Here is an 11416-nt window from a genome sequence, read left to right as displayed (position 1 = left end):
ATCACCGCCATGTAGAGGAACAGGTGCATCAGGCTGGCCGCGAACGCCGCCAGCCCCACCGCCCGGCGCAGCCACAGCCAGCGCGCAAGGCCGCGCCACAGACCGGCCAGCGGGGTGAGCACCACCGCCAGCGCCAGCCAGCCAATCGCCCAGTTGCCGCTGTCCGCCACCGCCGCATCCAGATCGGCATCCGGGTTCCACGCGTCCCGGCCCAGCACCAGCAGCGGCGCCATCAGCACGGTCCACAGGGCAACAAGGGCAAGCCGCCGGTTCACCCCGTCCGGCTACGTCAGTTGCGAGTGATTTGCAACAACCATCATGGCCGTGATGCGGCCTTTCCAAGCCGGCAAAGTTGATTATGAACGGGTGCGCGATGTGGCGCCTTTACCATTTCACCCTCTGTCCGTTCAGCCGCAAGGTGCGCTTTGCCCTGGCGGTGAAGGGCGTCACCCATGAACTGGTGCTGGAACGCCCGTGGGAGAAGCGCAGCGGCTTCACCCAGCTGAACCCGGCCGGGCAGACGCCGGTGATGAGCCTGGGCGGCACGGTGCTGGTTGATTCGGTGGCGATCATCGAGCATTTCGAGGAGGTGGTCGAGCGCACCGGGCTGCTCGGCGCCACCCCGGAAGCGCGTGCCGAAACCCGCCGTCTGGTCGCGTGGTTCGATCAGAAATTCTATGCCGAGGTGGGTGCGCCGCTGCTGGCCGAACGCATGTACAAGCGGACCGTGCTGCGCGGCTCGCCCGATGGCGGCGTGCTGCGCGAGGCCGGGCGCATGGCCGATATCCATCTGGATTATGTCGATTATCTGCTGGAGCGCCGGGCCTGGCTGGGCGGCAACCAGTTCGGCATGGCGGATATCGCGGCGGCTGCGCACCTGTCGGTGGCGGATTATCTGTCGGGCATCGACTGGGACGGCCACGAGCCGGCGAAGACCTGGTATTCGGCGATCAAGTCACGCCCCACCTTCCGGCCGCTGCTGGCCGAACGGCTGGAGGGTCTGCCGCCGCCCGCCCACTACGACAAGCTGGATTTCTAGGCCAAGTCCCTAGAGTTCCGCCAGCATTGCTTCCACCCATTGCGGCACCAGTGTGCCGGCCGGGCCGTGCCGCGCCTCGCTGAACATCGGCGTGCCGGCCGATGGTTCGAGGTTCAGCTCCAGCGTCTCGGCGCCGGCCTCGCGCGCCCACTGCACGAAGCCTGCCGCCGGATAGACGGCGCCCGAGGTGCCGATGGAGACGAACAGATCACAGGCCGCAATCGCCGAGGTGATGCGCTCCATTTGGTAGGGCATCTCGCCGAACCACACGATATCGGGCCGCAGCGTGTCGGGGCGGGCGCAGGCCGGGCAGCTGTGTGGCTGGAGCAACGGCCTTTCCCACCGCCGTGCCGCACCGCAGGCGGTGCACAGCGCGCTGAGCAGTTCGCCATGCATGTGGAGCAGCCGGCGCGACCCGGCGCGGTCGTGCAGATCATCGACATTCTGGGTGACCAGCAGCAGCTCGCCCCGATCTCCCGTGGGCCAGGCCGCATCCAGCCGCGCCAGTGCATGGTGGGCAGCGTTGGGCTGCACCTGGCCCAGGAAGGCGCGACGATCATCATAGAAGCGTTGCACCAGGGCGGGATTGCGGCGGAAGGCCTGCGGCGTCGCCACGTCCTCCACCCGGTGGCCCTCCCACAGGCCATCGGCGGCGCGGAAGGTGGGCACGCCGCTTTCGGCCGAGATGCCGGCGCCGGTGAGGATTACGATGCGGCGGGCCATCAGGCCGGCGCCAGCAGCCGCGCCGGATCGGGCCACCAGATCCGGCAATAGGTCTGGCGGCTGCCATCGGGCGCAATCTCCTTCTCGGCAAGGCTCTCGGTGCCGCCCAATCGCCGGTAGAAACCGCGCGCAGCGGTGTTGGCGACATAGACGTGGAGATCCAGGCCCTGGCCCGGTGCCTCGGCCAATGCCAGTTCCGCCGCCGCCGCCAGCAAGCGCCGCCCCAGCCCCAGCCCCCGGCAATCGGGGCGCACGTGCAGATTGTCGACATGGCTGCCCCACTTTGGGTCGGCAGCCAGGAACAGGCAGACGAAACCGGCCAGGCCGGTGTCGCTCCCCACCGCATCCTCGGCCAGCAGCACGCGCATCATGGGATCGGGCGCCGCCATGCGGCTCTCCCAGACCGCCAGACGATCACCGGCCAGCTCCCTGTCCAGCCAGTCGGGCGACAGGATATGGCGATAGGCGCTGGCCCAACTGGCCGCGTGCAGGGCGGCAATGGCCGGCGCATCGGCGGCAAGGGCGGGGCGGAACTCCACGCCGCGACCATAGCCAGCGCCGCCTGCCGCCGGCAAGCAACATGCAGGGCGGACTGGCGCTTGCGCCGCTGTCACAGATTGCCCACATGAGAATCATGACGTCAAAACCGATCCGCGTTGGGGTGCTGGGTGCCGGTGGCCGCATGGGGCAGGCGATCATCGCCCAGATCGCCGACTGGCCGGGCCTGAAGCTGACCGCGGCCGTGGAACGCGCCGGCCACACCGCCTGCGGCCGCCCGGCCGGGCCGGGCCATCCCGAAACCCTCACCGTCTGCTCCAACGTCGGCGCCATTGCCCGGCATTGCGACGTGCTGATCGACTTTTCCGCGCCGTCTGCGCTGGCCGTCAGCCTGGACGCCGCGCAGGACGGCGGCTGCGCGCTGGTGGTGGGCACCACCGGTCTGGATGCGGAGCATCACGCGGCCATCGATGCCGCCGCCCGCAGCATCGCCGTGCTGCAGGCCGCCAACACCAGTCTGGGCGTCACCCTGCTCGCCCGGCTGGTGGAGCAGGCGGCGGCTGCGCTGGGGCCGGAGTGGGACATCGAGATTGCCGAGCTGCACCACCGGCTCAAGGTGGATGCCCCGTCCGGTACGGCGCTGGCGCTGGGCGAGGCGGCCGCCGCCGGGCGCGGCATCGATCTGGCCAGCCATGCCGATCGGGGGCGTGACGGCATCACCGGCGTCCGCGTGGCCGGCCACATCGGCTTTGCATCGCTGCGCGGCGGCAGTGCGGCGGGGGATCATATGGTGCTGCTGGCGGGCGAGGGCGAGCGCATCGAGCTGTGGCACCGCGCCGAAAACCGGGACATCTTCGCGCGCGGCGCGCTGAAGGCGGCGCAGTGGCTGGCCGGCAAGCCGGCCGGTCGTTACGCCATGGCCGACGTGCTGGGGCTCTGATTGCGATAACGGGCCAGCGCCTCGCGGATCAGGGCGCCCACCTCGCGCCGTTCCGGGGCCGACAGGAAGCCGCCCACCACCAGGCGCTTGCCTCGTGCCGCAAGATAGAGATGAGCATCGCCCAGCGGCGTCTCCTCGATCTGCACGCGGGTGTAGAAGGGCTCCAGCACCGCAACATCCGTTTCGCCCCATGGCGAGACGCGGGTGAAGGTGAGTTCATCGCCGGCCAGCACCAGCCGCTCGTGCCGCCCGCCAGAGCGATAATTGGCGCGCAAGGCCCAGACCAGCAAGGCGACGTCGGCGATGAAGAAGGGGATCACCGGCCACAGCCCCAGAAACAGGAAGCGCAGGCTGCCCAGCGCGAACAGGCCGGCCACCACCAGCACCAGCCGGCGGGCATGAACGCGGCTCAAGGACCGGTTGGGCGTGAGGGTAAGATCCAGCAGCACGGCCCCTTCCCTTACGCCGCAGGGCCTTTACCCGCCAAGCCATTTGCCGGCATTGCGGCGCCATGACCAAGCTCCACCGTCGCCTGATGACCGCCGCCGAGATCGACGGTTTCTTCCGTATCCTGGCCGCCCAGCGCCCGGAGCCGGAGACCGAGCTGGCCTATGGCAACGGCTATCAGCTGCTGGTCGCTGTGGTGCTGTCGGCCCAGGCGACAGACGTTGGCGTCAACCGCGCCACCAGGCGCCTGTTCGAACAGGTGACGACACCGCAGCAGATGCTCGATCTCGGCGAGGACGGGCTGAAGAGCCACATCCGCACCATCGGGCTCTTCAATGCCAAGGCGAAGAATGTCATCGCGCTGTCGCGCCGGCTGGTCGAGGAGTTCGGCGGGGAGGTGCCGCGCGAGCGGGCGGTGCTCGAAACCCTGCCCGGCGTCGGCCGCAAGACCGCCAACGTGGTGGTCAACGTGCTTTTCGGGGAAGAGACCTGCGCGGTCGATACGCACGTGTTCCGCCTTGCCAACCGCACCGGCCTGGCGCCGGGCAAGACGCCGCTTGCGGTGGAGAATGGCATCATGAAGCGGGTGAAGCCGCCATGGCGCCGCCATGCCCACCACTGGCTGATCCTGCACGGCCGCTATGTCTGCACGGCACGCTCACCCAAGTGCGGCGCCTGCGCAGTGGCATCGCTTTGCCAGTTCAAGGCCAAGGGGCCCGCAAGTTCAGCCGTGGTTCAGCCGGATAATGGCCCCATGGCGGCTGACTGAAGGAGACCGCCATGCGCCTCATGTCGTCCCTGCTGCTGTCGCTCGCCGCCGCGCTGCCGCTTTCGGCGCAGGAAGCGGCGCCTGCTGCTGCGCCTGCGGCCAAGCCAGAGGTGCGCACCTGCCTGCCGGTCGCCTCGATCAAGGGCAGCAATGTCGTCGACAGGAGCACCATCGATTTCACCCTGCGCGATGGCAGCGTGTGGCGCAGCCGCCTGCGTCAGCCCTGTCCGCAACTGGGCAGCGAACGCGCCTTTTCCTATCAGACCAGCATCCCGCAACTGTGCGCGCAGGACATCATCACGGTGATCGTGCCAATTTCAGGCCGCATGTCCGGCGCCAGCTGCGGCCTCGCCCCGTTCGAGAAGCTGCCGCCGAAGGTGAAGGCGCGGGGCTGAAACGGTCTGGCGCCGCGCCGCGGTCGCTGCTAACAGCCCAGCCAAGGCACCCGTAGCTCAGCTGGATAGAGCGCTGCCCTCCGAAGGCAGAGGTCACAGGTTCGAATCCTGTCGGGTGCGCCATAAAATCAAGGACTTGCAGGCGCGCCGCGCGCCCAGCGTATAAAAAACGAATAAAAGCCGGGTGCGAATCCGCCATTCTGCCGTCGCTTGCGATACCCTGCTACCGCCCTCGCGCGTGCGCGCGATGCCTGTACAAAATCTGGGTTAGCGATGTTCAGCTAGTGGCAGACGGGTGACAGCGCCAGCTTCGTCTGATGTTTGTTGCCGGCCAGGCTGTCACGCGCATAACGCTCGCGAAATTGCGGCCAGCTGGCGGCTGCCGCCCAATGCTTTGTCCCACTCAACGCAAGCGGCGCGCCTGCGGTTGCCCAGTGTTCACCTCAATTTCTGAGCCTATTTTATTGGCTTCAGTTTTAGCCCAGGCGTGCTTGGCAGTAGGCATTCACAAGCACGAGTTTCCTAAGTTCATGGCGGCGCGTACTCGGCGGGCCGCCGGGCTACAATTCTGCCTCCCTGCACAATCCGAGGCCCAAACAACGCCTTTTCCACCTGGCTGCGTCTGATCCGTCCATGCTCTGCGGCCACGTCTATCAGTGTCTGGTGGTGGGGACGCTCTGGTGCAGAGATGGTGAGGGCCTTCTTGTGGGGAAAAATCTGCGCCATAGCCTGAAACAAGGGGATCATGTCTGTGTCGTTAGACACGATCATGGCGGTGTCGAACTTATCACGGATTGCGTCGGCCATCACTCTGACGCCAATCGCCACGTCTGTCTGTTTTTCCTCGTGTTTTTGCCACTTTGCGCGATAGCGGCGCCCCCCGCGATAAGACAGCTCCCGACGAGCAAAATTGCCTTTTACAAATTCGACGCCCTTTGCCTCAAGGGCGGCAACATATGCTCTATGGCGATGGATGCTGCCTTCCTTCTCGGTGCCCTTAAGATGCTCGGCATAGGCGGAAAAGTAGCACACGCTTACCAGTACTTGGCTACGGGACTTGATCAGCAGCCTGCCGAGCTTCCTGAGATTCAACCACTTCAAGTGATTCGGCCCTAGCGCATCAAGGGCGTGGTATAGGTTGAAGCCATCGACATACAACGCGACGCGTTCTCTCGGCACCACGATCCTCCCCAAGATATTGACGGAATATGGCTCTCGTATATATACCTCTGCAAACGGAATATGCGCCTCAGGCACCGCCTGGGGCACCCCCGGGGCTCCGGCCCCGGGGGCTTTTTTTTGTTTAGCGCTAGCAGTCGGGTGATGTTGCGCATGGCGAGAAACTGTTCTTGCTTTGGCGCCAAACGATGATCCCGCGCAGACTGAGATTGGCAACGATCGACTAGCGAGAGATGCAGCTCATAGCGGTCGATCCTCTAAGTAGCCGCTTCACCGGCGCGCCAAGCCGCGCGCCATTGCTATTTCAATTTTTCTTTAACCGCCGCATGCTTAGCCTGTCAGCCTCGGCCTGCGCGAGGCCCTAGCAGCAACATATCAGCCCATTGCTGATGGTTGCCATGGACGGATTGTTATCATCCACTCACTTTACAGGGAAGTGCACCCAAGTATGTTGCAGTGAGGTCCGTCTGATTGTGGGTTGCTGAAAAGTTGGGGGATTCTATGGCTCAAAAGATGATGATTTTTGCGGCGCTTGTTCTCGCCGTTCCAGCTCAAGCAGCGCAGTTCGTCTTGAGGCCTATCCCCTCCGAGGGTCAAGAAGTTGCCATGGATGCCGGCGTGGCTGCGATCCAATCGAATCGAGCGCAATCGGCAATTAGAATTCGAGGCTCGGATGAGACCTTTTCCAAGCGTGCAACGCTGCAAATCGTTGCTATGAACGTTGATGAGAAGCCGTTTAATTTCGGGACCGAGAATATCTCTGCATCTCTCGCTTCGGGGGAAGCAATCCAAGTTCTGACAGTTGCTGATTTGCAGCGAGAACAAAGACGGCGAATGGCTTGGGCTGCCTTGGCAGCTGGTCTAGCAGCTGCGGGCAACAACATCCAGGCAGCTAATGCCGGTTATAGTAACAGTTATGGTAGCTTTAACACCAATACCTATGGCCAGATTGGTTCCACTCCATTCTACGGCAACAGCTTCACCAGCGGGTCGGTCACCACTTATAATCCAGGCCAAGCGTATGTCGCTCAGTCTCTGGCTAACCAGCAGAACGATCAAATGTTTGCGAACCTTGCCAATCAGAACGCTGCACGGTTGCAAGAGATCAAAGAGGTGATCGCTACGACCACAGTCGCCCCAGGCGGCGCTTATGGTGGGCTGCTCCATTTCGATATTCCCAGTAAAATTAGAAATCAGGCCAAGAAAGCTCCTGTTCGTATCCAGCTCAGCTTTCAGGCGGCCGGTGATACCCACCAAGTTCAGATGGAACTGGCGAAGGTCAAATAGCCGACTGCGAAGGAGCGGCGAGCAGTTAGCGATTGCCAAAGCCGTTGCAGTGCCGCCGGGTCGTCGCTTGGGCGCTATGTCGCGCGTAAGCAGTCGTAGTCCCACACATGGTAAATACATGTGGGCAGGTATCCCGCCCCAGCATGGCCCCAAAAATGGCCCGGCTGGGGCAGGTATCCCGCCCCTGTGGCACCCGTTCCTGTGGGGCTGGGATAGGATTCCCGCCCCATGCCGGACTGGATTCCTGCCCCGTCAAAAGCGCACAGCAGGCAGGTTGGGCCAGCGCATGAACGTCTTTGTGGCCGGGATCGGTGCTTGGCCGCGCCGTTCGATCGGCAGCCATTCCAGCCGCCATTCTGTCGCGCGCTGGGGGCCGCGAACCTTCATGCTGAATGCGCTGGCTTTGGTCTTGGCAATGAAGCCGTGCTCCTCAAGTTCGGCCAGCGCCCGCCTAGCCGCGGCACGATCCGTGATGCCAAGCAGCTGCACCGCCTGTCGCTCGCCCAGCCCTATCTCGCCATTGTTCCAGCCATTGTGGAGCCGGGCCATCTCGATCAGCAAAGCCCGCGCAATGGGCCGCAGGTTGCGAAAAGCGGGGCTGTCCAACATCCAATGGTAGAACCTCATATGTTGTGCGTCGCGATCGCTGCGGCCTGTGGGGTTGGGCTTGCCGCCGGATCGATAAGGCTTGTTCTTGGCCATCGCGGGCCTGCCTCTCTTGAATGGTGGGCGATCGGGGCGGCCAGGCGTTCGCACCAGCCGCCCCGCGCCGGTTACATGGTCTTGGGTTGCTGGGCCTCGGCCCCGCCATCGGCTCGCCAAGTCCCGGTTGCACCGGCCTTCCAGCTCCCGAAGCAGCCGACCGGCTGGGCGCCGTCGATCAGTATTGCCCAAGCGGGTGGCCCGATCGCGCCCTTGCAGGCGAACCGGACAAGCCCGCCCCGCAGCAGCGCGACATGAACCGCCCCACTGTTCCGGGGCCGCAGGCCGTGCGCCGCCATTGCTGCCATCAGGGCCGCCGCAGCCTCGGCCAGGGATCGCCGGGGCCTCATGGCAAATCCCCCTCGCTGGCGGCTTTCTGGCCCAAGTTTTCGGGGGGCGGCGCGCCGTGTTTGCCCAGCCGGGCCAGCAATGCCGCCCGTGCCTCTGGCGACAGTTCCTGCCCAGCTTTCTTGGGGCGCTTGCCCAGCCGGAAGGGATGCAAGGCGCATCGGCTGGCGGGGCAAAGCCGCACCTCGGAAGGCTGGCCCCCGCAGCAATCGATGCACTTGGCGCGGATCGCGGCCAGCGGTGATGCAGCTGCGCCCTTCATGGCGTCACCTCGCACCATGCCAGAGCCGCGATTGTCTCGGCCAGCACCGGGCGCACCCGGTAACAGGTCGCAAGCCGTTGCGCGCGATGGGTGGAAAGCGTATCTGTCCCTTTGCGACCGCCAGGCAAGCAATCGCAAGGGGCGCCGGTTTCAGGGCCGGCGCCCTTTTCGCCTTTCATGGCGGGGACTCAGGCGGCGGCGCCAGTAAGCAGGGCGCGCAGGCTCTCCGCCGGAATGAGGGTGCGCCTCCCGACCTTCACGCGCTGCAGCTTTCCCAGCCGCATCAGCTCAAAGATCATTGCGCGGCTCAGCGTCGACCGCGCCTGCGCTTCCTCAATCGAATAGGCGTCGCGGCGATCGATTGGACTGGGTGCCGCAGAATTGCGGCTTTCGCTTGCGGTGGCGGGTGATTCAAAAGTATCGTTCGCCATACGGCGTCACTCCTTGGCAAATGGCTTGCAACGGCCTGTCAAACGGACTGCGCTCAGCGGCTGGGCGAGGTGTAGGAGCCTCCCCAGCCGCGCCCGTTTCAAGGGGCGGGCGCAGTGTGGCCCAAGTCAATTCGAACCGGGTGGAACGAATCCGGCGAGCGCCACGGCTCCAACATAATCCGGGCGAGTCGGCCGGCATAGTGGCCAAGTGCGGCTCTCCCCACCGACAGGCACAAAAAGTTGCAGAAACAAGGGGATAAACTGTGGACAACGGAGCCGATCCTCAAGGAAGACGTCATCGAATCCGTGGCTGATGCCCTGCACGAGATCAGCAATTACCATCCCGTGAAGACATTGCGGCCTTGGGTGCGTTAGGTTGGCGCGAACACCCACATCATAACCCATCGCCGCTGTGACCTTGGCGACGCCCCGCGTTACAACGCCAGTTCGGCCAGCGCTTTCTTGGCCGCTTCCTTGTCCAGATGTCCGTAGTGCTTCTCGATCATTTCGACGCTGGTGCCGCTGATCTGGGCGATGGTGAGAAGCGGCAGGCCATTGGTCACAAGATCGGTGATGACGCTGTGGCGCATGGTGTAGGCGGTCACGCCCTTGGGCAGCCCAGCCGCCTTGGCTGCCTCTGCGATCGGTAGCTTCCAGCTATTCCGGTTCCAGGCCTTGCCATTGGCCCGCATGAACAACGGGGCGCCGGGCAGTTTGTCCTTGGCCTGTTCTGTCATCAGGGCCGCTGCGACCGCCGGGATGACGATGGTGCGCGGCTTGCCTGTCTTGTCCTTGCCGATGGTCAATTCCAGCGAGTGCTTGTTGAAATCGGCCACCGTCAATGCGGCCAGCGCGCCCGGCCGCAAAGGCAGCAGGCACAGTCCTTTCAGGAACGGTGCCGCCTCGGCATCGATATGATCGAGTAGCTTGCGGCGTTCATCGCGGCTCAGCTTCATGATGCGCTGGCCATCGGCGTTCTTGGCGGGCTTCAAGGCCTCTTGCCATGCTGCCTCGGTGCCGGGCGCGCCAAGCGGCAGCACAGCCCGCAGCGCCGCCCGCAGCGCGGCCAGTTCCCGGTTGACGGTTGACGGCGCCCGGCTGCGGTGGCGGATTTCGCCCGTTTTGCGCCGGCTGACTTGGGCCGGGGTTTCGGCCAGCCGCTTGCGCCAGTCCTTTAGGTGCTGTCGTCGCAACTTGGCCAGCTTCACGCCCGCCACGGCATCACCATAAACGAAGCGCTTGAACCGTCCCTCGGCCTCGGCGCGGGTTTCGGCATAGGCGCGGCAGGCGTCTGCCACCGTCACGATCTTGGGACGCACCTCGCCACCGGACTCCACCAGCGCGGCGATCGCTTCTGCCTCCGTCTTGGCCGCCGCGAATTGTTCCTTGCCGGCCAGTGTGCCGAAATCGCCCAGCGCCTTGACCTTGTAGCGGCAGGTTTCAGCGTCATAGACGCGCGCCAGCCAATGGCCCTTGCCGCCAACCTTGGAAGGCCGATAACCGACGAAGCAGCCGGCCCGTAGCCGGTGCCAATATGGCGCCGGGCGCGCCTTCAGCTTGTCTCGCTGTTCCACCTTGGAAAGATCGATCGCCATGCCCGGCTCCGTGTCATATCGGCCCAGCGTATAAAAAACGTATCAAACGCCGGTGGATATTCTTGGGCCTCGGCAAACTCTGTGTCAACCAAAACAGGGGTTTGCGTGTCGCCTTCAATCCATGGAAATCCATTTTCCCTGCCCTAAGAAGGCAGAGGTCACAGGTTCGAATCCTGTCGGGTGCGCCAGTTTTCGATCACACCGCTGGTCCGCGGCCTTCACCAGCCAGCAATGCGCGGCCATTGTTCGGCGCCAGCCATATCGCCCGAAAGCACCTGATAGACATTGTGCTGCGCGGCCGTGGCGCAGGCGTGGTTGGGCAGGATGCGCACCCGGTCGCCCACGGCCAGCGCCGGCAGGGCGGCGCTGCTGCCGGGGCGGATGGCCAGGATGCCATGTTCCTGGTTGGCTTCGCGCACCACCAGATCGGGCCACGGCGTGCCGGCCTCGCTGCACACCAGGCCATAATGCTGGTCCACCGCCTGGCCGGCGGTGCCCCTGTCGCGGGACAGCGCCATCCAGCCGGCATCGACGATGATGATCCCCTTTTCGGCGCGCACCCCGATCACGGTCGCCAGCACCGACAGGGCGATGTCCTCCAGCCGGCACACGCCGATGCCGTGCATCACCAGATCGAACAGCATGAACACCCCGGCCCGCACCTCGGTGACGCCGTCCAGTCGGCGGGCGTGATGAGCCGTGGGGGTGGAGCCGACGCTCACAGTGGGGCAGGCGTGGCCGTGCTGGCGCAGCCGCTGCGCCGCAAACACCGCCGCTGCCCGCTCCGCCTCGGCGGACGCG

Annotated in this window: 12 protein-coding genes, 1 tRNA gene and 2 pseudogenes; 6 read left to right on the top strand and 9 right to left on the bottom strand. The window is 64.9% G+C overall.

Translation table 11 applies throughout. The annotated features are described in order from the left end of the window. Positions 1–275 (bottom strand): annotated as a pseudogene (locus tag GJV64_RS06565) (hypothetical protein); the annotation flags it as partial. A gap of 98 nt (positions 276–373) precedes the next feature. Here GJV64_RS06565 and GJV64_RS06560 point away from each other — a divergent pair. After that, positions 374–1039: a glutathione S-transferase family protein gene (locus GJV64_RS06560; RefSeq protein WP_164156470.1), complete on the top strand. Its 666-nt coding sequence runs from the start codon at positions 374–376 to the stop codon at positions 1037–1039. 9 nt (positions 1040–1048) lie between these two features. Here the strand turns inward: GJV64_RS06560 and GJV64_RS06555 are convergent, their stop codons facing one another. Together GJV64_RS06555 and GJV64_RS06550 are read right to left on the bottom strand one after the other, a co-directional pair. Then, positions 1049–1762 (bottom strand): NAD-dependent deacylase, encoded by a 714-nt coding sequence (locus GJV64_RS06555; RefSeq protein WP_164156469.1) that lies wholly within the window; start codon positions 1760–1762, stop codon positions 1049–1051. Next, on the bottom strand, positions 1762–2301 hold the full coding sequence (locus tag GJV64_RS06550; protein WP_164156468.1) for a GNAT family N-acetyltransferase: 540 nt from the start codon (positions 2299–2301) through the stop codon (positions 1762–1764). Before GJV64_RS06550 ends, GJV64_RS06555 begins: the two co-directional genes overlap by 1 nt. Positions 2302–2396: 95 nt before the next feature. On the opposite strand from GJV64_RS06550, the gene dapB reads away from it, so the two are divergent. Further along, complete coding sequence (gene dapB / locus GJV64_RS06545) at positions 2397–3200, top strand: 4-hydroxy-tetrahydrodipicolinate reductase (RefSeq protein ID WP_164156467.1); 804 nt, start codon at positions 2397–2399, stop codon at positions 3198–3200. Here dapB and GJV64_RS06540 read toward each other — a convergent pair. Next, positions 3170–3649: a DUF2244 domain-containing protein gene (locus tag GJV64_RS06540; protein WP_164156466.1), complete on the bottom strand. Its 480-nt coding sequence runs from the start codon at positions 3647–3649 to the stop codon at positions 3170–3172. The genes dapB and GJV64_RS06540 overlap by 31 nt on opposite strands. A gap of 86 nt (positions 3650–3735) precedes the next feature. On the opposite strand from GJV64_RS06540, the gene nth reads away from it, so the two are divergent. The 3 genes from nth (at position 3736) to GJV64_RS06525 (ending at position 4934) form a co-directional block, all read left to right on the top strand. Further along, entirely contained in the window at positions 3736–4416 is a 681-nt protein-coding gene (nth, locus tag GJV64_RS06535; RefSeq protein WP_164156471.1) for an endonuclease III, read from the top strand. A gap of 11 nt (positions 4417–4427) precedes the next feature. Continuing rightward, entirely contained in the window at positions 4428–4811 is a 384-nt protein-coding gene (locus tag GJV64_RS06530; RefSeq protein WP_164156465.1) for a hypothetical protein, read from the top strand. Between the two features lie 46 nt (positions 4812–4857). Further along, positions 4858–4934, top strand: a tRNA-Arg gene (locus tag GJV64_RS06525). A 405-nt stretch (positions 4935–5339) separates the two neighbouring features. Here GJV64_RS06525 and GJV64_RS06520 read toward each other — a convergent pair. After that, positions 5340–6080 carry an NYN domain-containing protein gene (locus GJV64_RS06520; RefSeq protein WP_164156464.1) on the bottom strand — a complete coding sequence of 247 codons (741 nt, stop codon included), beginning with the start codon at positions 6078–6080 and terminating at the stop codon, positions 5340–5342. 423 nt (positions 6081–6503) lie between these two features. On the opposite strand from GJV64_RS06520, the gene GJV64_RS06515 reads away from it, so the two are divergent. Continuing rightward, entirely contained in the window at positions 6504–7277 is a 774-nt protein-coding gene (locus tag GJV64_RS06515) for a hypothetical protein (RefSeq protein ID WP_164156463.1), read from the top strand. Between the two features lie 252 nt (positions 7278–7529). Here the strand turns inward: GJV64_RS06515 and GJV64_RS06510 are convergent, their stop codons facing one another. From GJV64_RS06510 to GJV64_RS06495, 4 genes and pseudogenes are all read right to left on the bottom strand, one after another. After that, positions 7530–7979, bottom strand: coding sequence for a hypothetical protein (locus tag GJV64_RS06510; protein ID WP_164156462.1), 450 nt, complete (start codon positions 7977–7979; stop codon positions 7530–7532). Between the two features lie 798 nt (positions 7980–8777). Beyond that, a complete protein-coding gene (locus GJV64_RS06505) occupies positions 8778–9020 on the bottom strand; it encodes a MerR family transcriptional regulator (protein ID WP_164156461.1) in 243 nt (80 codons plus the stop codon). Positions 9021–9454: 434 nt separating this feature from the next. Continuing rightward, a complete protein-coding gene (locus tag GJV64_RS06500; protein ID WP_164156460.1) occupies positions 9455–10615 on the bottom strand; it encodes a tyrosine-type recombinase/integrase in 1161 nt (386 codons plus the stop codon). Between the two features lie 218 nt (positions 10616–10833). Beyond that, a pseudogene (locus GJV64_RS06495) lies at positions 10834–11416 on the bottom strand (DSD1 family PLP-dependent enzyme); the annotation flags it as partial.

It is taken from the genome of Sandarakinorhabdus rubra (genome assembly GCF_010994245.1).
GTDB lineage: Bacteria > Pseudomonadota > Alphaproteobacteria > Sphingomonadales > Sphingomonadaceae > Sandarakinorhabdus > Sandarakinorhabdus rubra.
The sequence above is the reverse complement of the archived record's forward strand: the minus strand, read 5'-3'. Positions and strand labels throughout refer to the sequence as shown.

What these genes read in the sequence shown, in the direction of transcription:
- GJV64_RS06515 (WP_164156463.1), top strand. Translation starts at nt 6,504, where the DNA reads ATGATGATTTTTGCGGCGCTTGTTCTCGCCGTTCCAGCTCAAGCAGCG.
- GJV64_RS06530 (WP_164156465.1), top strand. Translation starts at nt 4,428, where the DNA reads ATGCGCCTCATGTCGTCCCTGCTGCTGTCGCTCGCCGCCGCGCTGCCG.
- nth (WP_164156471.1), top strand. Translation starts at nt 3,736, where the DNA reads ATGACCGCCGCCGAGATCGACGGTTTCTTCCGTATCCTGGCCGCCCAG.
- GJV64_RS06555 (WP_164156469.1), bottom strand. Translation starts at nt 1,762, where the DNA reads ATGGCCCGCCGCATCGTAATCCTCACCGGCGCCGGCATCTCGGCCGAA.
- GJV64_RS06500 (WP_164156460.1), bottom strand. Translation starts at nt 10,615, where the DNA reads ATGGCGATCGATCTTTCCAAGGTGGAACAGCGAGACAAGCTGAAGGCG.
- GJV64_RS06505 (WP_164156461.1), bottom strand. Translation starts at nt 9,020, where the DNA reads ATGGCGAACGATACTTTTGAATCACCCGCCACCGCAAGCGAAAGCCGC.
- dapB (WP_164156467.1), top strand. Translation starts at nt 2,397, where the DNA reads ATGACGTCAAAACCGATCCGCGTTGGGGTGCTGGGTGCCGGTGGCCGC.
- GJV64_RS06510 (WP_164156462.1), bottom strand. Translation starts at nt 7,979, where the DNA reads ATGGCCAAGAACAAGCCTTATCGATCCGGCGGCAAGCCCAACCCCACA.
- GJV64_RS06560 (WP_164156470.1), top strand. Translation starts at nt 374, where the DNA reads ATGTGGCGCCTTTACCATTTCACCCTCTGTCCGTTCAGCCGCAAGGTG.